General features: G+C 66.5%; 26 protein-coding genes. 8 read left to right on the top strand and 18 right to left on the bottom strand.

Features of this window, described 5'->3' with window-relative positions:
* Nucleotides 1-50: 50 nt before the first annotated feature.
* From ACRYLT_RS10220 to ACRYLT_RS10200, 5 genes are all read right to left on the bottom strand, one after another.
* Nucleotides 51-2,159: a prolyl oligopeptidase family serine peptidase gene (locus tag ACRYLT_RS10220; RefSeq protein ID WP_482663991.1), complete on the bottom strand. Its 2,109-nt coding sequence runs from the start codon at nucleotides 2,157-2,159 to the stop codon at nucleotides 51-53.
* A 143-nt stretch (nucleotides 2,160-2,302) separates the two neighbouring features.
* Nucleotides 2,303-3,787, bottom strand: coding sequence for an amidohydrolase family protein (locus ACRYLT_RS10215; RefSeq protein WP_482663990.1), 1,485 nt, complete (start codon nucleotides 3,785-3,787; stop codon nucleotides 2,303-2,305).
* A gap of 109 nt (nucleotides 3,788-3,896) precedes the next feature.
* Entirely contained in the window at nucleotides 3,897-4,655 is a 759-nt protein-coding gene (locus ACRYLT_RS10210; RefSeq protein ID WP_482663989.1) for a sulfite exporter TauE/SafE family protein, read from the bottom strand.
* 88 nt (nucleotides 4,656-4,743) lie between these two features.
* A complete protein-coding gene (locus tag ACRYLT_RS10205) occupies nucleotides 4,744-5,166 on the bottom strand; it encodes a RidA family protein (protein WP_482663988.1) in 423 nt (140 codons plus the stop codon).
* Between the two features lie 67 nt (nucleotides 5,167-5,233).
* Complete coding sequence (locus tag ACRYLT_RS10200) at nucleotides 5,234-6,361, bottom strand: hypothetical protein (protein WP_482663987.1); 1,128 nt, start codon at nucleotides 6,359-6,361, stop codon at nucleotides 5,234-5,236.
* A gap of 140 nt (nucleotides 6,362-6,501) precedes the next feature.
* On the opposite strand from ACRYLT_RS10200, the gene ACRYLT_RS10195 reads away from it, so the two are divergent.
* Together ACRYLT_RS10195 and ACRYLT_RS10190 are read left to right on the top strand one after the other, a co-directional pair.
* Nucleotides 6,502-6,756, top strand: a complete 255-nt coding sequence (locus ACRYLT_RS10195; protein WP_482663986.1) for a DUF4287 domain-containing protein — start codon at nucleotides 6,502-6,504, stop codon at nucleotides 6,754-6,756.
* 385 nt (nucleotides 6,757-7,141) lie between these two features.
* Nucleotides 7,142-7,531, top strand: coding sequence for a VOC family protein (locus ACRYLT_RS10190; RefSeq protein ID WP_482663985.1), 390 nt, complete (start codon nucleotides 7,142-7,144; stop codon nucleotides 7,529-7,531).
* 6 nt (nucleotides 7,532-7,537) lie between these two features.
* On the opposite strand, the gene ACRYLT_RS10185 is transcribed toward ACRYLT_RS10190, so the two are convergent.
* Nucleotides 7,538-8,779, bottom strand: coding sequence for a hypothetical protein (locus ACRYLT_RS10185; RefSeq protein WP_482663984.1), 1,242 nt, complete (start codon nucleotides 8,777-8,779; stop codon nucleotides 7,538-7,540).
* Between the two features lie 112 nt (nucleotides 8,780-8,891).
* Entirely contained in the window at nucleotides 8,892-10,877 is a 1,986-nt protein-coding gene (locus tag ACRYLT_RS10180) for a TonB-dependent receptor plug domain-containing protein (protein WP_482663983.1), read from the bottom strand.
* Nucleotides 10,878-10,968: 91 nt separating this feature from the next.
* Here ACRYLT_RS10180 and ACRYLT_RS10175 point away from each other — a divergent pair, with 91 nt between their 5' ends.
* Entirely contained in the window at nucleotides 10,969-11,646 is a 678-nt protein-coding gene (locus ACRYLT_RS10175; protein ID WP_482663982.1) for a YqaA family protein, read from the top strand.
* Nucleotides 11,647-11,656: 10 nt separating this feature from the next.
* Here the strand turns inward: ACRYLT_RS10175 and ACRYLT_RS10170 are convergent, their stop codons facing one another.
* The 4 genes from ACRYLT_RS10170 to ACRYLT_RS10155 form a co-directional block, all read right to left on the bottom strand.
* Complete coding sequence (locus ACRYLT_RS10170) at nucleotides 11,657-11,854, bottom strand: hypothetical protein (protein WP_482663981.1); 198 nt, start codon at nucleotides 11,852-11,854, stop codon at nucleotides 11,657-11,659.
* A gap of 222 nt (nucleotides 11,855-12,076) precedes the next feature.
* The gene (locus ACRYLT_RS10165) at nucleotides 12,077-12,586 is read right to left on the bottom strand and encodes a hypothetical protein (RefSeq protein ID WP_482663980.1); all 510 of its coding nucleotides are present in this window, start codon (nucleotides 12,584-12,586) and stop codon (nucleotides 12,077-12,079) included.
* Between the two features lie 121 nt (nucleotides 12,587-12,707).
* On the bottom strand, nucleotides 12,708-14,147 hold the full coding sequence (locus tag ACRYLT_RS10160; RefSeq protein WP_482663979.1) for a M48 family metalloprotease: 1,440 nt from the start codon (nucleotides 14,145-14,147) through the stop codon (nucleotides 12,708-12,710).
* Nucleotides 14,148-14,277: 130 nt separating this feature from the next.
* Entirely contained in the window at nucleotides 14,278-14,682 is a 405-nt protein-coding gene (locus tag ACRYLT_RS10155) for a hypothetical protein (protein ID WP_482663978.1), read from the bottom strand.
* Nucleotides 14,683-14,840: 158 nt separating this feature from the next.
* On the opposite strand from ACRYLT_RS10155, the gene ACRYLT_RS10150 reads away from it, so the two are divergent.
* The 5 genes from ACRYLT_RS10150 (at nucleotide 14,841) to ACRYLT_RS10130 (ending at nucleotide 16,664) form a co-directional block, all read left to right on the top strand.
* Complete coding sequence (locus ACRYLT_RS10150) at nucleotides 14,841-15,752, top strand: aspartyl protease family protein (protein WP_482663977.1); 912 nt, start codon at nucleotides 14,841-14,843, stop codon at nucleotides 15,750-15,752.
* A gap of 152 nt (nucleotides 15,753-15,904) precedes the next feature.
* Nucleotides 15,905-16,066 carry a hypothetical protein gene (locus ACRYLT_RS10145; RefSeq protein ID WP_482663976.1) on the top strand — a complete coding sequence of 54 codons (162 nt, stop codon included), beginning with the start codon at nucleotides 15,905-15,907 and terminating at the stop codon, nucleotides 16,064-16,066.
* Nucleotides 16,063-16,230 (top strand): hypothetical protein, encoded by a 168-nt coding sequence (locus tag ACRYLT_RS10140; RefSeq protein ID WP_482663975.1) that lies wholly within the window; start codon nucleotides 16,063-16,065, stop codon nucleotides 16,228-16,230. The genes ACRYLT_RS10145 and ACRYLT_RS10140 overlap by 4 nt, the downstream gene beginning before the upstream one ends.
* A gap of 63 nt (nucleotides 16,231-16,293) precedes the next feature.
* Nucleotides 16,294-16,512 (top strand): hypothetical protein, encoded by a 219-nt coding sequence (locus ACRYLT_RS10135; RefSeq protein WP_482663974.1) that lies wholly within the window; start codon nucleotides 16,294-16,296, stop codon nucleotides 16,510-16,512.
* Complete coding sequence (locus ACRYLT_RS10130) at nucleotides 16,509-16,664, top strand: hypothetical protein (RefSeq protein WP_482663973.1); 156 nt, start codon at nucleotides 16,509-16,511, stop codon at nucleotides 16,662-16,664. Before ACRYLT_RS10135 ends, ACRYLT_RS10130 begins: the two co-directional genes overlap by 4 nt.
* A gap of 48 nt (nucleotides 16,665-16,712) precedes the next feature.
* Here ACRYLT_RS10130 and ACRYLT_RS10125 read toward each other — a convergent pair whose 3' ends face one another.
* The 7 genes from ACRYLT_RS10125 to ACRYLT_RS10095 form a co-directional block, all read right to left on the bottom strand.
* The gene (locus tag ACRYLT_RS10125; RefSeq protein WP_482663972.1) at nucleotides 16,713-16,967 is read right to left on the bottom strand and encodes a hypothetical protein; all 255 of its coding nucleotides are present in this window, start codon (nucleotides 16,965-16,967) and stop codon (nucleotides 16,713-16,715) included.
* A gap of 236 nt (nucleotides 16,968-17,203) precedes the next feature.
* On the bottom strand, nucleotides 17,204-17,551 hold the full coding sequence (locus ACRYLT_RS10120) for a hypothetical protein (protein WP_482663971.1): 348 nt from the start codon (nucleotides 17,549-17,551) through the stop codon (nucleotides 17,204-17,206).
* 132 nt (nucleotides 17,552-17,683) lie between these two features.
* Nucleotides 17,684-17,971 carry a PepSY domain-containing protein gene (locus ACRYLT_RS10115; RefSeq protein ID WP_482663970.1) on the bottom strand — a complete coding sequence of 96 codons (288 nt, stop codon included), beginning with the start codon at nucleotides 17,969-17,971 and terminating at the stop codon, nucleotides 17,684-17,686.
* A 10-nt stretch (nucleotides 17,972-17,981) separates the two neighbouring features.
* Nucleotides 17,982-18,467, bottom strand: coding sequence for a hypothetical protein (locus ACRYLT_RS10110; RefSeq protein ID WP_482663969.1), 486 nt, complete (start codon nucleotides 18,465-18,467; stop codon nucleotides 17,982-17,984).
* A gap of 19 nt (nucleotides 18,468-18,486) precedes the next feature.
* Nucleotides 18,487-20,646: a TonB-dependent receptor gene (locus ACRYLT_RS10105; RefSeq protein ID WP_482663968.1), complete on the bottom strand. Its 2,160-nt coding sequence runs from the start codon at nucleotides 20,644-20,646 to the stop codon at nucleotides 18,487-18,489.
* 176 nt (nucleotides 20,647-20,822) lie between these two features.
* Nucleotides 20,823-21,170: a hypothetical protein gene (locus ACRYLT_RS10100; protein WP_482663967.1), complete on the bottom strand. Its 348-nt coding sequence runs from the start codon at nucleotides 21,168-21,170 to the stop codon at nucleotides 20,823-20,825.
* A 90-nt stretch (nucleotides 21,171-21,260) separates the two neighbouring features.
* Nucleotides 21,261-21,683 (bottom strand): MerC domain-containing protein, encoded by a 423-nt coding sequence (locus ACRYLT_RS10095; protein ID WP_482663966.1) that lies wholly within the window; start codon nucleotides 21,681-21,683, stop codon nucleotides 21,261-21,263.
* Between the last annotated feature and the right edge of the window lie 60 nt (nucleotides 21,684-21,743).

Below are 21,743 nucleotides of genomic sequence, written 5' to 3'. Positions count from 1 at the left end.
CCGGAACCCATCGTCTCTCGGAACGGCCCCCGCTCCGGGCGAACCTCGAGCTACTGCCCCCCGGCCGAGGCCGGCGGCTGCCAGCGGTTCGTACGGTAGCGGCCGAACCAGTCGAGGATGGCGCTTACCCGCGCCGCATTCTGTGAGGGCCGGCCGACCAGATTGTGGGTCGCGCCCGGAATCCGGATCAGACCGGTGGGCACGCCGCGCAGGTGAAGCGCATTGTACAGCTGCTCGGCCTCGCTCGGCGGAGTCCGGTTATCCTCGGTCCCGACGATGACCAGTGCCGGCGTTGCGATGCTACCGACCCGCGAGAGCGGCGAACGGCGCCAATAGGCTTCCTGATTTTCCCAGGGCATGGCCCCCATCCAGTAGCGCGAATAGCCGGCAACGCCGTCCGAAGTCAGGGCGAAGCTCGTCCAGTTGATCACCGGCTTCTGGACCGCCGCTGCCCGGAAGCGGTTGGTCTGACCGATGATCCAGGCCGACAAGACGCCTCCCCCCGACCCGCCGGTGACGTAGAGCTGGTCGGGATCGACGAAGCCGGCGGCGATCGCGGCATCGACCGCGCTCATCAGGTCGTCATAATCCTGACCCGGATAAGCGAGGTGGATGAGGTCGGCAAATTCCTGCCCGTAGGAGGTGGAGCCGCGCGGGTTGACCGAAAGCACGGCATAGCCGGCGGCCGCGAACAGCTGATTGTCGGTGGCGAAGTTCGGGCCATAGGCCTGCCACGGCCCACCATGGATTTCGAGGATCAGCGGATGGCGCTGTCCTTGCGAATGGCCGGGCGGAAGCGTCAGCCAGGCATCGATCGCTCGCCCGTCGGCCGAGGATGTCGCCGCGATATGCCTGACCTCGCCGAGCCGCTTGTGGCCGAGCAGGTCGCGATTGAGGTCGGTCAGCATCCGGGTGCTTGTCCCGCGGACCAGGGCAATGTCGGCCGGGCGGGTGGCGCTGCCGGTGGTGACCGCGAGGCTGCCGTCGCGGGCGACGCTGAACGTTCCCCCCGAATAAGGCCGGTCGAGCCCGGCGCCGGCGAGGCCCGTTTCGAACTCCCGAACGCTGCCGTCGAGGCCGATCCGGGCGACCCGGCCCAGGCCTTCGCGCTGATAGCGGACAAAGATCGAACGGCCGTCCGCCGCCCAGGCGGGGGCGCCGACGTCGCGGTCCAGCCGCTCGGTCAGGGCCCTTACATTGGAGCCGTCGGCGTCCATCACGTAGAGGCGGTTCTGGGTGTAGCCGTGGGGCCGATGGTCGTAGCCGATATAGGCAATGCTCCGGCCGTCGGGCGACACGGCCGGGCTTCCGTCCGGGCCGGAGCGATCGGTGATCCGCCGCATGATTCCGGACGCCGTCTCGACGGCATAGATGTCCGATTGCTCGGGCTCGCGCTCCCAGTCCGGTTCGCGATTGGCGCTGAGATAGAGCGTTCGCCCGTCACGGCTCCAAGAAATCGGCCCGTCATGATGGAAATCGCCGCGGGTCAGCTGCCTTGGGGCGCCGCCCTCCGCGGGAACGACGAAGAGGTGGCGAAAGCCGGGGCGGATCAGCCCCTGACCGTCCGCCCGGTAGGTGACGGCTGTGATCTGCTGGAGCGGCTCCGCCCATTGCGCGCCTTCCGGCCGATTGGGAGTCCGGCCGAGCTTCGGCGCTTCCGCCGGCACCAGCATCAGATAAGCGAGCTGCCGGCCGTCGGGCGACCAGGCGATGCTGCTTGGGCTGTTCGGAAGCCCGGTGATCCGGACGGATTCGCCGCTGTCCAGCCAGCGCACGTAGAGCTGCGCGGCGCCGCCTTCGGCCGTCGAAATATAAGCGAGGCGTCGGCCGTCCGGAGACCAGACCGGGGAGAAATGGTTGCCGGGTCCGGCAACCAGAGGCGCCTGCTCGCCCGTGCGGGTGTCGATCAGCCAGAGGGTGGAGCGAATCCGGTCGGTCATGATGTCGCCGGACTGACGGACATAGACGATTTGGCTGCCGTCAGGGCTGATCCGCGGATTGTCGGCGACTTCGAGGCCGAACAGGTCGTTGGCGTCGAAGACGCTGCTCGGTCCGGGCGCGGGATCGGCGCTTGCGCCGGTCGCGGCCGGCGGCGTCTGGGCGATGAGCGGCGTAGCGAGCGCCAGCAGCGCCCCCGTGAACAAAGCGGCGCGATTCATGCTCCCTCCCCCTCTCAACCGGATGCCATCGTCATAAGCCGCAATGTCGCTCCGGCAAGATCGGGCGAGATCGCCCGTCGAGTCATGCGAGCTATGACCAAGTTCTTCCCAAGGGGAAGCGGACATTTGCCCGCTGGAATCGACTACAAGTCCGACGCCACGGAACTGCGTGCGAGGCCCCACAGAAGCTTGACCCAGTTGTCGGGCCGGGCTGCCTGCCTCCGGGTGAAACTGAGGAGTTCGTCAAGGTCCTGGCGGCCGTAGAACCGACCGGCAACCATGACCGCCCTGATCCTTCGGGCGTTGCGGATATCCACCAATGGGTTCGAGTCCAGCAGCACCAAGTCGGCCGCCTTCCCAACGGACACAGACCCGGAGGCCTCTTCAACGCCCGCATAGCGGGCAGCCTGGATCGTCGCGGACCGCAGCACCTCGGAGGGAGAGAGACCGGAGCGAACCAGCAGTTCCAGTTCGTCATGATAACGAAAGCCACCAATCGCCGTGTCGGTGCCGACCAGGATGGGCACGCCCGCCCGATGCGCAGCGCCGGTCAGGCGCAGCCCAAGTTCGAAATAGTCACGGAGCACCTGCTCTCCCCGCTCGCCGGGAAAGGCTGACCGAGTGGAAGCCAGATCGTCTCGAAACGCCCATCTCGACAGCGGGTCCAGATAGACCAGGCGTGGATCATCGATGAAGCGTCCCTCGCCTGCCCTGGCATCCTCTTCTCTGGTTACGTGGGTCGGCACGAGCCAAGCCTGAGCCTCGACCAGCAAGGCGAAGGCTCGCTCACATCGCTCCGGATCATGATCTCTGACGATTGCCTCCGCGATCAACGTCCGGTTCGTCTGATCCAGTTCTCCGCTCCGCCAGGCAGCCGCTCCATCGAAACAGTGCCTCGGAAGCAGATGAGCGTGCTCGAAGCTGCGCTGGCCCGCCGCAAGCGCCTCTTCGAGGCTGACCGCCCTGGGCAGGTGACCGACGAGCCGAAGGCCTGTTCGCCGGGCCTCCGCGGCCGCCGCTGAATAAGCAGAGCGGGAAAGACGGTTATACACCTTGACCTCGTCGATCCCCCGAAGCGCAGCTTCACGCACTCGGCCCGAAACCTCGGCGGCCGTGAGTTCCGAATTCTCCAGATAGTAGCTCGCAACACTGACGATCCTCGGACTGGCCATCCGGCCGGCTTCCACGGCCGAGTTCCACGCGCGCTTGTCGTTGACGCAAGCGATGAGGCTGTCCTGCTCGCCGGGGCAGTCCATCATGTCGCGAAGGCTCGTCACGCCGTTAGCGAGGAAGAGCGGTAGATGCATCTGGGGAGAGAGTTGGAAGGTGTGGGCGTGCATGTCCCACAAGCCCGGGATCAGATATCCGCCACCCCCGTCGATCGCCGCGTCGTCCGAAGTGCCCGCATCTTCTCCGATGGCCGCGATGACGCCATGGCGGATTCGGACCGATGTCGGGCCGCTCGCAATCCCGCTCTCGACATCCACCACGTGCACGTTGCGCAGGAGATAATCGCGTGGACCGTCCCTGAATGGAGCCGCACTGACAGGCCACAAGATGGCGGCGATCACGGCAAGCAGCAGCAAGAGGATGAGCCCTGCAGAAGCGATCGCGCCTTTCCTGATCATTCGACGACCTTAGCCGAGATCGTGGCCGACGCTACAATGTCCCGCCACCCTTCACGAAGGCTCGACGGAGTTCGGGATCGGCCGTGGTGCTGGGAGCCGCCAACCTCCCTCAGCCATAAGCCCGAACGAAGAAGACGAAGGTCGTCGCGGCCGTGACCAGCAAGGTCCAGATGCGTACGGCGCGGTGCGACAGCTTCTTGCCAAGCAGCGCCCCCAGGCGGCCGCCGACGATCGCCCCGGCGAGCATCGGCAGGCACGCCCACCACCACACCATTGCAAAGCCGATGAAAACGAAGGCGGCGGCGAAGTTCGCCACCGCCAGCATCGTCGTCCGGATCGCGAACAGCTCGCGCGGCCGAATGTTGGCGAGCAGGCCGTAAATGGCGGTCAGGATCAGCCCCACCCCGCCGCCGAAATAGCCGCCATAGATCCCGAGCAGCGCCTGGGTCGCGATCAGCGTCGGCCGGCCGATCGTCACCCTCGAATGGAGCCAGTCGGCGGCGCGCCTGCCGAACGCCATGACGACGAAAGCGAATAGCAGAAGCCAGGGAATGATGACGTCGAACGTCTCGGTGGGCGTGAGAACGAGGAGAAGGCTTCCGACCAGTCCGAACGCAAAGGTCAGCGCGGCGAGCAACCGGACCGAAAGGCCTGCCACGGGACCGAGCTCGTCGCGAAAGGTCCAGGCGCTCGTTGCCGCCCCCGGAAGCAAGGCGACATTGGAGGTCGCATTGGCGATGTTGGCCGGCAACCCCAGCGCGATCAGCGCCGGCAGGGTCGCAAAGGTGCCGCCACCCGCAAGCGCATTCATCGCGCCGCCGACCACGCCCGCCCCGCCGGCGAGAAGGATTGTCCAAGGATCGATCAATGCGTCACCCCGGCGAAACCGCGCCTCCGGTCGCAGGTCCTCCACCCGCTCTACGAACGCGCGGCATTCGCTGCGACCGCAACAGCGGTCAAGCCGAAGCGCCCCCAACGGCATGCGAGGACGATGAATGAGCAAGGCCCGGCCGGGCGGCGATCGCCTCGATTTCGACCAGACAGCCATGATGGAGTTCGGGAACCGGAAGAACGGTTCGCGCCGGGCGGTCCTCGCCGAAGGCTTCGGCAAAGAGTCGGTTGAACTCGCCCCACCTCTCCACGTCGACGACATAGGCGGTGACCTTGACCACGTCCGCCGGGCCGGCGCCGAACGCGGCCAGGGTGGCGAACAGGCCCCGGAAGGCAGACCGGACCTGCTCCTCGAACGACAGCCCTTCATGGGCGCCTTCGCTGGCGCGCTCCGGCAGGTGCCCGGCGGTGAAGATCAGGTCGCCGGCGCTGACCGCCTTGGAATAATGGCCGGCCGGCTTGGGCAGTGGATCCGTGAGTTCGTTCATCACTTCGCTCCGCTTTCGACTTTGCCAGCTCCGAGACTGCCTCGTTCCTTTTTGATCCACCGCGGCTTCATCCGGTGGCCTCCGAGTGACGCGACATCTCCGCAGCCGGACATTCGCCGTCCCTCCGGCCGCTGACGCTGCCGACGCCGAGGATGATCTTCGCCCGACGGGAGAAGGTCAGCGCCTGCCAGCGCCCGCTATTGCCGATCGCGGTCCGGCTTCTCAGGAAGGTGAGGTGAAGCAGCTCATACTGCTCGGGATCGATCAGGCCCCAATCGATCAGGCAGCTCCATTGCTCGACATTCCAGGCATAGTCGCGAACGATTCCATCCTGGTCGATCGTTTCCGCCAGCGCCCGGTACCAGCCGAAGATCGCCCGCAGCCGCGGCCAGCGCTCCGCCGGCGGCATTGCGGCGAGCTTGCGGCGGAGCCGGGCGATGTCTTCGTCGGGCGGCAGCCGGGTCTGCTGGACGATCGTGTCGATCGCCCAGCGCACCTTGCGCATCGTGATCGGGCCGGAAGGGAAGACCCGCATCAGCTCGTCGCGCACGAACAGCAGCCGCTGCACATAGGCATCGGCCTGGACCTGGAGCATGGCATCGCTTTCGAAGATCGCGGTCAGCTCGGCCGCCAGGACGGGATGAAGCCGGCCGTCGCTGTCGTGCGCGGCGAGGATCGCGGCCCTGCAGCGCTCGCGCACCGGCACGGCCAGACAGTCCCGCGAAAAGAGCAGCGGCCCATAGTTCGGCGCCAGTTCGGCCATCGCCCGGCGGAAGCGTCGGAGTGATCGGAAACTGTCGCGCCAGCGCTCCAGCACCGGTTGGAGGCTGCCGGTGCCGAAATTCCATTGCGACATGCCCACGGAGATGAGCTGGCTGTCGAAATTGCCGACCGGCATCGCCCAGCAGCCCATCGTTTCCGGAATGGAGGTCTCGGCCATGCGCTCGAAGATCGCGGCCCGGTCCAGCCCGATCCGGGCCAGTTGCTCGGCGGCGGCGGGATCGATCCGGATGAAATTCGGAGTCCCCGTCCGGCTCGGAACGTCGCCGACCCGGCGGCAGGTCTGGGCGATCTCCGCCACCGTCTGCGCCTGCGCCGCGGGCGCGACGGCAAGGCCGGCAAGGACGAACAGGAGCCTCCGAACGAACGCGAGTCGCACCACTTCGAAAACCCCCGCCGCCGACAGCATCAGCATGGTCTTAGCCGAGCAGGTGCCGCGAATCATTCCCGAACTGCCGCTTCATCGCCTGGGATCATCGCCGAAGCTTGGGCATTCCCTGTTCCGGGGGCGAACGAAGCCCCGCAGCCGGTTTGCAATTGGCACGGTGCCAGGCGATGACGGAGCCTTCAAGGATCGCGAAGGAGCAAAGCCAAGCCATGGCCGACGGACCGGTGAAAGGACCCGCCTCTTACTTCCCATCGATCGAGAAGAAGTATGGACGGCCCGTTTCGGAATGGCAGGACCTGGTGCGAAGCCGGCTGCCGGCCAAGCATATGGAACTGGTCGCCATGCTGAAGAACGAGCATGGCATGGGCCACGGCCACGCCAACGCGATCGTCGCCCACACCCTGGCCGCCAGCAAGGGCTAGCCGCCGAACAGCGCCGGGCGCGCGCCCGGGAACGTCTACTACATCGTGCCCAGTCTTGGACGACCGGCACGACGTCAATCGCCCTCCGCCACCGATAGGAGGGGATATCCAACCGCTAGTGCCGGTCCGGTTCGCCTCCAAACCTAAGTTGCACCCGTCGCTTTGCCACTCTAGCCTCCCCTGGTGGACAAGGGTCTCGCCGCCGCCCCCGCCGCATTCGCCCGGCCGATGACGGCGACCGACCTCGCGACGATGGGGCGGATTGCCGCGCCGGCCGTTTCGCCCGACGGCAACTGGCTGGTCTACGGCGTGGGGGAGGCCGATCTTGCCGCCATGGCTGGCTGGAACGCTACCTTCGGCCACAGTCGGGCGCGGCGGGGCAGCCGTGAAGCCTGTCCCCACCGGCACCGAACTGGCGCGGCCCTTCCTTCCGGCCCGCGATTTCGAGCTCAGCAAGCGCTTCTACGAGGCGCTGGGATTCGCCAAGCTGCTCGACAGCGAGGTGGCGATCTTCGCGATCGGGCCGAGCAGCTTCGTCCTTCAAAACTATTTCCAGGAGGATTGGGCGGCCAATTTCATGATGCAGCTGATGGTCGACGATCTTGACGGCTGGTGGGCGCAAATCGAGGCGCTCGACCTGCCCGGCCGGTTCGGAGTGCCGTCGCCCAGCGCGCCGGCAATGCAAGCCTGGGGATTGCGGATCGCCTATGTGATCGATCCTTCGGGCGTGCTCTGGCACGTGGCGCAGCGCCGCGACGGTGTCGCTTTCGACTGATCCCGTTCAATTCGGAGGCGATTTCCGCCCCTGCCGGGCCAGGATCCGGTCGATCCGGGCAACCGCTTCGCGATATCGCGCTTGATCAAGGCTTCCGAAGCGTTCGACAAAGGAAACGTCCTCCAGGCCTTCGGCGCCGCCGAGCAGGGCCCTTGGCAGGAGTTGGTCGTCAGTGACCCGGCCGAGGCCCTGCAAGGTCGCGACGGAGGTCTGCGGATCCAGCGCACGAAGCGCCGCCTGGACGCCGGCCCGATCCGCCGCCAGATCGACGAAAGAGAAGCCGGAGCCGTCCGGCAAGCTGTCGTCCAATTCCTTCCACTCGCCCAGACTCCCGGCGGCTTGGGCGCCCAGCACCGAGGTCAAAGCGGCCGAGAAGATCCAGTGCTTCGCGAGATCGTCCCGCCCCTGCAGAAGCACGGCGCCTTCGGGAAAGGGGCATTCCCGCCTCAGCCGGGTGCCACCGGGAATCAGCGCTTCGGCCCTTTCTCCGACGACGCCGAGGGAAAGCGCCACGAAGGCCGCCCGGGCATAGCCGGGGGCGTCGGTCCCGGGCCATTCCACGAAGGCGCGCCGGACGAGGCCCGAAAGCGTTCCGACGGGCTGCCTTTGCTGGGCGGTCGCGACCCGACAATGGATCGCTTCCACCAGCGCAGCATCGACCCCGCCGCTCCGCGCCGCGAGCACCCCGTCGACCAGGCCCGTACCGGAGGGCAGAGCGACGTCGGCACGGACATGGTCGCGACCGATGCTGATGCCCTGGACGGCGTCGTCCAGCCGCGGGATCTCCGCGCCCCTGAGGCGGAGCACCCACCGGACCAGGCCGGCAAGCGGCCGGCCGGCCGCGGCGGGCAGATCCAGCCGGCCGACGGTCAGCTGGAAGGGCGGGAAATTCGGATGATCGCCGCTGACCCATGCCGACAGGTTGAGCCACAGGCCGAACGCTAGCGGGAGGCTTGCGCGAGCCCGCAAACCCTCCTCCGACAGGCCGGCATCGATCCGCTCGATGCCCAGGGCATCGCGGGCGAGGGCGGACAGTCCCGATATCATCCGCTCGTCGATCCGGAGCTGGGTGGGAGTTTGGCCGCGAGCGAGCTTCAGTTGCTCCCAAGCCTGTCGAGCGGCCTGAACGTCCTGCGCCGACGGGCGGCCCTGAACCGGAACGGTCGGCGTCAAGCTGACGAAGGTAAGGGAAAGGAGGAACAGGAGGAGGACGAGAGCGATCGCCAGCCGTCTTGCGAGCTTGACCATGAAGTTTCTCAACAGGCGGGAAGCGGCCGACGGCATCGGCCCGGCGTACCGCGCGCCAAGCCGGCATTCCACCCATTGCGCAGTCGTCTCTTCGAAGCCACCGGAGCAACGCCTAGCGGCTGCCGAAACGCAGCCGCAAGCCGCCGTTGAGGACGAACCCTTCGGTCGGTGCCCACACGTCCACCGTCCACTGCCCGCTCGGCGCTCGCCGAGGGAGGAGAAGCGGATCGTAGCGGGTCTGGCGAACGCCAAGAATGTTTTCGGCATTGGCGAACAGGCTGAACTTGCCCAGCACGATCTCGCCAAGCACTCCGAGGTGGAGATAGGGCCGGCTCTCGGTTCGAAAGGGATTGTCGTCCAGCGACTGTCGACCGGTATAATAGGCCTCGATCCCGATCCGGCCCCGGCCATGCTCCTCCCACATCGCGACCATTCCGGCGCTGTGGCGCGGAGTCAGCGGCACCCGGCGGCGCCCGGTACCGCTTTCGTCGGGCTCGCTCGAATCCACATAAACATAGCTGCCGGTGATCGTGAAGGCGTCCCGGCGGTAGCGGAAAAGGAGCTCCGAGCCCCGGATCCGAGTCTGGCCGTCAACATTGACGAGCCGGACGCGGTCGGACGCGACCGGCACCAGCCGGGTTGCCCGGTCGATGTTCGATCCGAACAGGGTGACCCTCGCCTCGATGGAGCCGCGCGCATAGCCGATGTCGAGCGACGCCGTCTCGGCGGTCTCCGCCTCCAGCTCCCCGAGCGGCTCGAGCCGCGACAGTCCGGCGGCCTCGATTTCCTCGACGAACGGCGTCGGCGCATGGAAGCCCCGCCCGAGCGAGGCCCTGACCGTCCAGGGACCGGGGCGGTAGAGCGCGGAAAGGCGCGGGCTGAACTGCGTTCCATAAGCGTTGTGGAAGTCGAGCCGGGCGCTTCCGGCGAGCGTCAGCTCAGGCGTGACCTCCTGCTCGACCTGGCCGAACAGCCCGGGCACGTCGTGATCATAGTTGAAGGCCGCAAAGCTATCGGACCGGAAGCGGTCGGCCTGGAAGGCCAGCCCCGCGACCCAGGAGGTCGCGCCCGACCGGCCGGCCAGAGACACTTCGCCAAAAGCGGTCGAATGACGATCATCCTCCACCACTTCGCCGAAGACATGCCGATGGTCCTGGTTCATTCCGGAGCCGCGCAGGTGAAGCCGCCCCACCCCTTCGACCGGGATTTCCGCCACCAGCCCGGCGTCCAGCCGGTCGGTGTCCTGCGCCTGGCGGAACGGGCGACCGTCCGGAACCGTGCGCCCCGGGAGGGTTCCGCCGACGCGCTGCTCCGCCATCGCGCCCAGAGTGACATAGGCCGACGCGCCGTTCGCACCCTCCCAGAACCAGCGCGGCCGGGCGGTCAAGCGCTCATAGAAGGGAATGTCGAGCCAACCGTCCCCGTCGAGGTCGTTCCGGCTCTGTCGATGGGCACCGCCGGTCACCGAGGCACTCCAGCCGCCGCCCAGCGGTGAGGACAGATAAGCGGTCAGGTCCTGACCGCGGCGAGTGGTGGCGTTGGCCAGCAGTTCCGCTTCGAGCCGATCCGCCGGCCGCCGCGAAATCAGGTTGATCACTCCGCCGAGTGCCGATGGACCGTAGAGCGCCGAGGCGGCGCCCTTGATCACCTCCACCTGGCCGAGATCCGTGGGTGCGATCTGAAGCAGGCCCAGCGACGAGGTCTGGCCTCCGTAGAGCGGCAGGCCGTCGGCGAGAAGCTGGGTGTAACGGCCTTCCATCCCCTGAACCCGGATGTTGGCGGCACCCAGCGCCGGCGAGGTGACCTGGACCCGAACGCCTCCCGTTTCGTTGACCAGCATCGCGATATTGCCGGGCCGCATCAGGAGCTTCTCCTCGATCTCCTCGCGCGTGATTACCTCGACCCGGATGGGCTCGTCCTGCACCCGGCGACGGGTCCGGGTGCCCTGGACGATGATCTTCTCCTCTTCTTCTTCCGAATGCCCGTCATCGGCTTCGGCCGCGGGTGGATGTTCCTGCGCCTGGGCAACCGAGCCCAGGGAAGCCGACGCGACGAGGATCGCAAAGCCGGTCAGGGCAAGGGTCGAAGCGCTGTTCATGGAAGGCATCGAAGCTTTCTGGATCTGGAACAAGGCGGCGAGGTTCGCGCCCGCCCCGTTCGCCAAGCCGGGGCTTGAAGCCGCCTGACTGATGATCCGGCTGCTCCTCGTCAATCCCGCTATCGCCTCACGCTCCCGGACCCGGCCGAGTTTCCACCAAGCTGCAGCCGAATTATGGACCGGCCCCATGTTGCGCCGACTCTATGACTGGACCCTGGCCAAGTGCGGACATCCGTTCGCCGAGCGATGGCTTGCCTTCATCGCTTTCGTGGAGGCGAGCTTCTTCCCGATTCCGCCGGACGCGCTGCTCGCCCCGATGTGCCTGGCGCAGCCCCAGCGCGCCTTTCGCTTCGCGCTTGTTTGCACCCTCGCCTCGGTCGCTGGCGCCTTGTTCGGCTATGCGATCGGATTGTTCCTGTTCGAATCCTTCGGCCAGTTGATCCTTTCCATCTATGGACTGGAGGAGCGCTTCGCCGACTTCGCAGCCCGCTTCAACCAGCACGGTTGGGTGATCGTGCTCGTCGCCGGCTTCACCCCGCTGCCATTCAAGGTGATCACCATCGCCGCCGGCGCGACCGCAATGCCGCTCCACATATTGCTGCTCGCTTCGGCGATCTCTCGAGCCGCACGGTTCTTCGCCGTCGCCGCCCTGCTCTGGCGCTTCGGAGCGCCGATGAAGAGGCTGGTGGAGCGGCATTTCAACCTTGTCAGCATTGCCTTCACGACGGCCCTGCTCGGCGGATTCGCCCTGATCCGCCTCGCCTTGTGATCGGCAAGGGTCAGCCCTGTTTGCCGGGATTGTCGAAGAAGGTGGAGCGTTCCGCCGGAACCGGCGTGTTGCGGCGAATGAAGGCCTCGGCCTCCCGCATCGTCGCGAAGGCATGCTCGGTGGGCTGCGCCTTCTCATGGGCGAGAACCACCTTGTAGGGCCGGTCGGGGTCAGACGTTCGAACGATGGTCCCGCCGGTGGAGCTCATATGCCCGCCCTCCCCGGGTCGCGATGGCCTGTCGTCCTGCATCCAGCCAAACCTCCTGGCGCTACAACGCCTCAACCGCTGCTGGAGCCCCGCCAGGACGCCGGGCCGAGCCGATTTTCAGCTGGGGAAGCGGCATCAGGGGGACGATGTGGCTCGAGTCGGCGAAGTCTCAGCGGCCCTGCAACCGGGCCAGGTTCCACGACCGCCACGGAGAGGAGCCACTCACCCCAGCGGGCCGTTGAACCCCCAATGGGTAAAGGTTCGCGAAGTCACGTCATATTCCGCGCCGAAGAAGACCGGGCCACCGTCACAGATCTGGGTGGGGCCCTCCATCGCCAGGCCCCAATCACCGGGAAACCCGCCGATCGGACCGAAATTTCCGTAGATGTAGCGACGCCCCCGACGAATGATGCCGACATATTCCCGCCAGAAGCCTGTCGGAAAGTCGTCCAGCCGATCCCGATCGGACGGCAGCATCCCGCTGATCCCGTTCAGCTGGCGTGGAAGCTCAGACCTGAGCTGGGCTTCGAGGTCCAGCACGTTGCGGGGCGTCGGCTGCCACGTCCCTTCGCCCTTTTCGGGCGCGCTCCGGGAGCACTGACGGAGCATGTCGTCCAGGCTCGAGCCAGCGATGATTTCGACGCCCTGGGGAAGCTCGGCAGATTTGCCCGAGCCGGGAGGAACCAGAAGTGCCGAGGACCATCCTATGGCGAGAAGAAGCCGGCTCCACATGCCGGCAAGCTACACCAGGAGCTCTCGTCTTTCACCCTGGCGCTGGCCCATTCACAACCGCTCCTGCTTCGACAGGCTCATCCATCCCTCTTGCAGAGCCAGTAGGAACGAGTCTCGGCGCTCAACCGCCGACGACCAGCTTCACGCTCTCACCGGGCCGAAGCGGATCGGAGGCTTCCCGGCCATTCAGCATCAGGAAGTGGGCCACCGGCTGCTCCGCCGCCATCCTGCCCGCGAGGCTCTGCAGTGTATCGCCGGTCCGCACCGCCACGACCTCGATCCGTCGCGGGCGAAGCCTTGCCGCCTCGGCGGCGCTCAGCAACCGGAACGAGGCGAAGAGCCGGGCCAGCGCGTCTTCCTGCTGAGCGCCGGGCGGCGAGATGATGAGGAAGTGATAAGCGGAATCCCGGCCCGCCTGGTAGGCAGCGAGGGCGATCCTCACCCTTCCCTGCTCTGTCTCGACCGCCGCGGGCAGGATGATCGCCGGCACGCGGTTGATCCGCTCGCGCCGGCCGGCGCCGATCCTGACCTGGGCATGGCCGAGCAGGCCGGTGAGCACGGCTTCGGCATAGGCTTCGAGCCCTCCGGCCGGGAGCTTGCCGCCGGCAAATTCGCCACGGATTCCGTCCGGCCCTTCGATCAGGATCGCCTGCGGGCTGTTGGTCAGCGAAAAGCCTTCCGGAGCCTCGAAGGCGATCCGCATCACCGGATGGGCGAAGCTCCGGCCCATGACGAAGCCCTGCCGCGGATCGTCGCCATAGAGCAGGCCGTCCACGGCCTGCAGATAGTTCGCCTCATGCTCCGGAAGCTGGTCGGGATCGAGGCCCGTTGCCGCTGCCTTGGCACGCGATCGCTCGATCCGGTTCGCCGTCAGCGGATGGGTCGCCGCCCATTCGGGAAGACTCCGGGCTTCGTCGCGACTCCGACTGCGGCTCAGGAATTCGGAATGGCGGCCAAGCGCCTGGAGCATGTCGGCCGCGGCGTAGGGATCATAGCCAGCGGCGCGGAGATAGCCGATGCCGGCATCGTCGGCTTCATATTCGTGCTTGCGCGAATAGCGCAGGGTGAAGAAGCCCGCCGCCGCCGAGGCGATCCGGCTGACCTGTTCGGATTCGGTGATCAGGCCGAGGGCGGCGACTCCGAGGCTTCGGAGGATTGAGCGCCGTTGCTGTCTTTCGCTGTGATTGCCGGTGATATGGCCGAGTTCGTGGGCGAGTACCGAGGCAAGTTCGCCCTCGCTGTTGACGATGCTCACCAATCCGCGGGTCACGTAGATGTAGCAGCCGGGCACCGCAAAGGCGTTGACGACGTCGCTGTTGACGAGCGTGAAGGTGCATTGCCCCTGAAGACCGGCGGCGCTGGCGACTCTTTCGCCCACCGCGGCCACGAAGTCGGCTTCGTCGCCGGAATAAGCGCCGCCAAACTCCTGAAGCAGCTGGCCATGGATTTCGGCGCCGGCACTTCGTTCCGCTTCGGACACGGGCGGACCGCCGCCGGAGCCGCAGCCGCTCGCCAGCACGATCATTCCGAAGGCGAAGGTCTTGGCGAGTGACAGGCGCATCCAGGTTCACCAGACGCGCGACTCCCGCCCATGGTTGCGCGCCATGCCTTGCCGACTGCGACTTGCAGGCTGGCGGTCTGCCGAACCTCGGTCCGGAGCCTGCCGCACCGGAGGCCACGATCGCTCCGGTCTAGTCGGCCGGACTCTCCGAGCGGCCGGCAATGGGCCGAAGCTCCACCAGCGCGACGGAAACGAGCCAGAGACAGATGGTAGCGAAGACATGCCCGGTCGGCCGCGGGCCGACGAAGGCGGACGCCCCCGCCTCGTGGACGAGGAGAAGGAACAGGCCGACGATGAGCGCCAGAAGCTGCGCCAGCACGGTCCAGCGGTTGCGCGCCACCGGAGCCAGGTGGATGTAAAGGACGATCAGGCAGATGATCGCGATCAGCAGAACGTAATCGCCAATCGGCATCTGGTCGATGGTGCCGAGATTGGCGCCGATCAGTGCACCGAAGAAAAGGGAAACGCCGTTCAGCGCCGCTCGCTTCTCGGAGGCGGTTTGTTCCTCCAGGCCAACCAGGCGTCGCCAGGACATGAGCGCTCTCCCCCCCAAAGACGTCGTCTCCCGCTAGACGCTTTCGCAAGTCTTCGCTTGCCAAAAGTTGCGAAGATTGACCCATTATGATCAAGCTCCAAACTCCGTCTCCGATTGACGCGGCGAAGATCGTTCAGTGGTGGGAGTTTCGAAGGCGAATGAGGCCCCTTCTGCTTCTGTTGGCGACCTTTGCTTTCAGTGCATCTGCGGAGCCGGGGCGTCGAGACCCGGCGACAACGGTTGCTGCTCCGCCCTCGCTGTTCCGGAACTATGTCGCCTTCGTCGAGGGACGGATCGGCAGCAGCCGGCCCCTATGGTTCCTGATCGACACCGGAGCGAATCGAAGCGCCCTGGACAGCCGCATCGCCGCCGAACTGGGTTTGGCGGAAACAGAGCGGACGACCGTTCAGGGCTCTGCCGGAACGGTGGAGGTCAGGGGGGTGCGACTGCCTTTGCTCGACCTGGGCGGCGTGGTCGCGCGCGACCTTCAGCCGACCGTCTACGATCTGTCGGGTTCGCTGGCGCCCGAAGGGCAGCGCATTGCCGGGATCATCGGCCATGACGTCATCAAGGATCATGCCGTCATGTTCGACATGAGGAATGAAGCCATCGCCTTTGCCAGGAGGGCGGAAGATTTCGAGGGAGCCGATCGGGCGGTCGTCGTCCCGATGGAGATCGACAATGGAATTCCGCGAGTGGAGGCGCGGATCAACGGATTGCCGGTCACGCTGAGGATCGACACCGGAGCGTCGATCGGAAGAGGACCGACGACGTTCGTCAACATCACCCAGACATTTTACCGTCAGCTCAGGGAGCGCGATCCGAGCCTCGAGCCCGTTCGCCATTTCACGGCGCGGGGCACAGGCGGCGAAATCCGGATCCCCGTCCTCCAGGGTGAAACACTTTCCCTGGGCGGCTTGGAGGTCGCCAGCCCCCAACTGATCGTCCAGCAGCCGATCGGCTATTTTGCCAGCCTAGACGCGGTCGGCTTCCTCGGCGCCTATAGCCTGCAAAACTGGTCCCGGTTCATCGTCGACTATCCGAGACAGCGCCTGCTGCTCATCCGCTGAAAGCGCAGCGTGGGTGGAGCGAATGAATTCCGACGCGGCTCTATCCCACCGGTCCCAGCCATGCTATAAGTGCAGGCATCACCCGATCCTGACCGCAAGCATCCCGTGACAGAGAGACGATCGTGCTCCCGCTTGCCGATCGAGGTGATCCCATGAAAACCCACGACTGGCTGGCCCGCAACAGCGTGGCAGCGATGATGGCCCGGAGCGCGACTCCGGCGGAGGCGGGTTTGATCCGTCGGGAATTGGCCGGCAGCTACGGCTCCGGAACCGCTCGGACATCCTGTCCCTGGCCGCCGGGCCATTCGGAGTGAAGGACGAGGCCACTTATTACGAGCAGCTGGCAATCGGGGCCGAATATCTGGCGGCGATCGCCACCGACAGCGGCGAACGGGTCGAGCATCTCAAGATGGCGGGAACCTATCAGCGGCAGGCGAGGCTTGCCGGCAGTCTGGAGCGGCCAGCCATTCTCCATTGACCGGCGGCGACCGGAAGGCCTGCGAAACGGCCAAAACGGCAGGAAGGACGACAGGTGAACCCCATGGGTAGTGCATATTCAGCCGGGCTGGAGGTCGAGGGACCGTCTCGCCAAAGCGATCGGACGTCGTCTGGCGATTCCGAACTTGCGCTGATCGAGCGCAATGGGATCACCCGCACCGCGACCTATCGCTATCATGTCGATGGTTACCATTATTCCAACCTCGACGATGCGCTGGCGCAAGTGAAGCGCGGCGCGCCAAAGCGGGAAAGAGCGAGATGAGCCTCCACGACCTGTTCGGGCGCCATGTGCCCGACTTCGAGACGAGCCATTGGGAAGCCGGCTATTTCGTCAGCCAATGCACCCTGTGCGGACGCGAAATGGTCAAGCTCCCGAGCCTGCCCTGGCGGTTACGCGATTCAAGGCAGGGCTGAGCCCGGGGCCTCTCCGGCTTCGGACGCGGCCGGGGCAGGCACGCCAGCCTAGGCTTTGGCGGGATCATCCCCGGATGAAGGCTGGTTTTCCGAGCCCGCCGAGGAGGCGGTGGTCGAGTTGCGCAGGGCATTCTCCCGGGCACGCAGGCCTCGAGCCTCGCGGCGTTCGGCGTTGAGCGCTTCCTGCCCCCAGGCCGCCGCTGCGTTGGTCGCAATGATCCTGACATTGTCGAGCCGGGCATCGGCCGCGCGATTGCTATGAAAGGCCTGCTGGGCCCTGCACAAGGCGGATGAGAGCTGCATCTGTCGTCCTTTCCAAAAAACGATCGTTGGCCGTCACTCTTCGGGCGGCTCAGCTCTTCGCTAGCCCGCCCACGATCCCCTTGGTCGAAGGGTTGGAGGCATTCCGCTTGGGAGGCGCAGCCTTTTTCGGCTTTCGCGCCTCCTTGTTTCCTTTTTTCTGGCCTTTGGCCATCTCAGGCTCCTTCTGCGTGCGATTGAGGCTGACGCCGCCGGAGAATCCCGGCGGAAGCAGGCTGCTAGGACGGTTCTTCCTCGCCGAGCCGTCGAAGGACCCGGGAACGATGCTGGTAGCTGTTATGGTGGCGGCCCATCAGGCCGCCGGCGAAGTCGCTTCGGAACTGCGCCTGCATCGCCGCGACCTCCGCGCCGGGCGCATTGGAAGCGAGGCGCGAGACATTCGAAGGCTCGATCGCGGCAGAAGAGGGGTCGCGAGGCTCGAGATCCGGGTCGCGCCGTTCGAGGACCGTGAGCAGGTCGGACATCGCCACGGACTTGTTGTGGGCACCCGCACGATGTCCGGCCGCAACTCTCCGGGCGTCGGCGCCGGCGGGACTGACCGCCGACTTGTCTGGATTGGGGATCATGTTTCGGCTCCTTGATCAGACGGGAGCACGAACTCTCTCTCAGCCGCCCCGGCGCCTGGTGCAAGGGGGACGGTCTCGCCAATATAGGGTCGATACGGCCCTGTTACCAGTGCGCCGTTCGAGCCGGGCTCCTCAGCCGCCCAGTCGGCCGATCACTCGGCCGGTTCGGGCGTCCACGTCGATCCAGATCACTCGCCGGTCCTTCAGGAACTTAAGCCGATAGATCCGCCCTTCCAGGTCGATCTCCGGGCCGAGATAGCGATGCCCCTCCATCATCGGCAGGATTCTTGCCTCCACGGAGGGCAGCGGCAGGATCTCCCCGGCGCGCACGGCCGAATTCAGGCGCTCATGAGCCCGCTCGCTCGCGTCCGCAGCGGCGGCGGAGCAGGAAAGGATCAAGGCCAGCCAGACGGAACGCATCGAGCCCCTCTCACCCGCCGCTTGACGCCGAGCAGCTTGCACAGGTCGAGACGCACTCCACCGCCGCGCGGCGAGGCCGGAAGCCGGCCTCGCGAGCCACGGCCCAGAGCCAGCTTTCCTCTTCCGGCATCGGAAACAAGATGAAGCTTCGGCATCCCGAGCAGAGCGCCACCCCCCAGAAGCCGATGCCCGGGTCCGGCGAGATGACGTAGCGGCTCCAGGTGACGATCGGGACCAGGAGTCGCGCCGCTTCGAGGCTTCGGAGCGAACGGTAGACGCTGTTCGGATGGATCCGGCAGCCCTCGCGGCTGAGGCGATCGACGATCCCATAGGCGCCCCAGGCCTCCCGGGTCTCCCAGAGCAGGGCCAGGAGATCGAGGCGAAGCGCGCTCCACTGAATCCCGCGCTCGATGCCGAGACGGTGATAATCGGCAAAAGGCGGAAGCGCACCGGCGGCGCGGGCTTCCGGCTCCTCCTGCCGGCCTGCCCGCGCCATCCGAGTGGTTTCCATCGCCTCAGAAGCTCAGCCTGGCGCTGAGCCGGATGTCGCGTCCGGCAAGCGGAACGAAATCCTTGGTGAACGAGGCGTGGCGCCGCGCATCCACGTCGAAGATGTTGTTGGCGGAAAGCATCAGCACCGCCTCGCGCTCGCGTCCCCAGGGTCGCCAGGCGATCGACGCGTTGACGAGCGTGTGGCCGTCGGTCGGGGTCTCGAACTCGGCGACCCGCTCCTGATCGTCCACCCATTCGACCTCGACCCGCCCGTCAAGCGAATCGGACTGGGCCTCGATGCCGCCGAGCAGCCGGAGCGGCGGGATTCTCGGAATGGCGCCGCCGCCGTCACGGATCGAGGCGCGCACATAATCGGCGACGGTATCGGCGACGAAGCGGAATCCGCCGGCCTCGAACAGGGTCGCGGTCGCTTCGACCTCGAACCCGTAATAACGGGCGTCACGCTGAAGATATTGGAAGACCGGAAGTTCGTCCTCCTCCTCGCCGGTCGCCGACTGGTAGATGAAGTCGTCGAACCAGTTGGCAAAGGCGGTGGCGTTGAGCGTGAAGCGATCCCTCTGGACCCGGACATAGGCCTCGGCTCCCCAGCTCTTTTCCTTGGACAAAGTCGGGTCGCCGACTTCGAAGGCCTGGGTCGCGATATGCGGCCCGTCCGAAAAGAGCTCCTCCGCCGCCGGGGCGCGCTCGGTCCGGGAAAGATTGAGGCCGATCCGGGTGCGCGGGGCGAGCTCGTAGGACGCGCCGGCCGCGAACGAGAAGGCGTTGAAGTTGCGATCGACGCCGACCTGGTTCGAACCGACGTCGACATTCTCGTAGCGGGCGGCGGCTTCCAGCCCGACCTGCCCCAGGTCGAACTCCTGCAAGGTGAACAGGCCGAGCTGCCGGGTCTCGTTGGGCGGAACGAAGGCCTCGGCGCCGATCGCCTCGAAGTCGCGAGTGGCGAACTGGACCCCGCTCGCTCCGCGCCAGCCGTTGCGGTCCCGCTGAACGAACTCCAGCCGACCTTCCATCCCGTCGGAACGGAAGATGGTTCCGACCTCGTCGCCTTCGAACTCCGTATGTTCGTAATCGGCGGCGCCGAAGCGAAGCCTGATCCGGTCGAGGAAGCCGCCGCCCAGCTCGAACTCGCCGCGAACGTCGAAGCGAAGCTGATCGAGGCCGATCGTCACGGCCTCTTCGCCATGCTCCTCCTCCCCTTCATGCTCCTCCTCGCCTTCCTCACCTTCGTGATGATGGTGGCCGGCGCCGGGACGCATCGGCACCCCGTAACTGGTGTCGAACCAGCTCAGCGAGGCGCCAAGACTGAAGCGATCGCGAATCAGGGCGACCCCGGCACCAAGGGTCTTCTGCTCGGTGGCGCTGTTCGGGAGCCGGCCGCGGAGCCCCGCAAGCTCGAGCGCCTCCGCCGCCTCCTCGGCATGGCCTTCCGCCGCTTCCTCTTCCGCAATCTCGAGCTGCTCGGCACGAAGGGTCGGCGACAGGACGAAACCGCCGACCCGCAGGTCGTCGGTCTTCCTGAAGCTTCCATCGAGGTGGAAAACGAGCCCGCTATTGCCGAGCTCGACGTCCGCGGCGGCGCCGACCGAGCGCTCGTCCGCGGCCGAGCCGTAGACCCCAAGAATGTCGACATGGGCGCCATTTTCCGGGATCGAGCGCGGGATCCGGCGGTCGAGCACGTTGACCGCGCCGCCGATCGCCTGGCCGCCGAACAGGAGCACGGCCGGACCGTGAAGCACTTCGATCCGTTCGGAAGTGAGCGGATCGATCGTCACCGCATGATCGGCGGAGGTGTTGGACACGTCGATCGAACCGATGCCGTCGGTGAGCACGCGGATCCGCTCGCCCTGAAAACCTCTCAGGACCGGCCGGGAGGCGCCGGGGCTGAACGAAGTGGCGGAAACGCCCGGAAGCCGCGTCAGAGTGTCGCCGATCTGGGGGCGGATGTCGCGCTGGAGCTCGGTGCCGGACAGGACCGAGGTACCCGCAAGCACATTCAGCTCGCGAACGAAGGACGCAGTGACGATGATTTCCTGCGATTCCTCATGGTGGGGAGCGGCAGGAGCCGGCCGGCTTTGCGCGGCGTCGGAAGTGGCCTGGGCGAAGGCGCTGGCAGGAGCGAGGATGGCGGCTGCCGTTCCGGCGAGCAAGGTCAGTCGAAGCATGTGTACAGGTTTCCATTGTTTGGCTGCCCCTCAGGACAGCGGAATCGCGCTCGGCGCGCGCAGAATTCGAACGAGAATGGGAACGTCTCGGGCCGGATCTTGGGGCAGGCACGGACGGTCGGAATGACCGCCGGACCGGCTAGAAGCCGCTATGCGCCCTCACCGGAGCGAGGCGTTCAGCCGAGCGGCGGTTCGAGCAGCGGGCTGATCGCCCGGCTCGCCAGTCTGACCGATTCGATCGCAGGACGCGGTGCCTCGGTCGAGGCCTGCGGCAGTGGCACGGAAGGGCTTGGCGGCAACAGGAAACCCGCCAGCTGGACCATGGCGGCGTCGACCAGGGTTCCCTTCTTGGCGGCGGCCGCAGCCGTCTCCTCCGCCCTGGCGGCCGAGGCCACCCCGGCGTCGCTGCTCGCAATCGCCTGCGCATGCGCCTGATCGTCGACGTGGCGGCACATGGCGGTGGCGACGGCGCCGTTCGTCAGAACGAGCGCGAACATCATCAGCAGGGACAGGAATCTTGCCACGGTAATGTAATAACATTCGAAAGGCCGCGCATGCAAGGTCCGACTGGCGCCTCGCCGACGGTGCGGCCCGGTCGGCCGCACGCCGCGCCCTCAGCCGCTTGCTGTCTGCCCGATCGGGCACTCGGCGGCCCGGCGGCGCAGTTTCCAATTAGCCAGGTGGCCGCCGGCCAGGAGCAGGCTACCCATCACCGACAGGCCGGTTTCGTAGAGGAGGCTCAGTCCGCCAAGCGCACCGATTCCGAGCAGGAGCAGGCCGGGAATGGCGATCAGGGCCGGGAGCCACAGGCCGTGGCGGCGGTAGCCCGTGACCACCGCCACAGCGCTCGCCGGCACGGCCACCACGAAGGCGGCAAGGTGGAAGCTCTCCGGAAGCTCGATCAACCTGGAGGCGGCGGGAAGAAGGGCGAAGACCAGCGGCAGGAACAGGCAGTGGAGCAGGCACAGGCTGGAGGCACCGATCGCCAGACCGTCGAGCCATGAGGAAGCCCTTGCCGAGCCGGAGGATGAAGCCATTGACGATGTTCCGATGACGAGGCAGTATGAAGAATGAGATGCTATATCATAACAAACAAG

The organism is Sphingosinicella sp. SM1-17, assembly GCF_056821765.1.
This window is presented reverse-complemented; position numbering and strand designations above follow the sequence as displayed.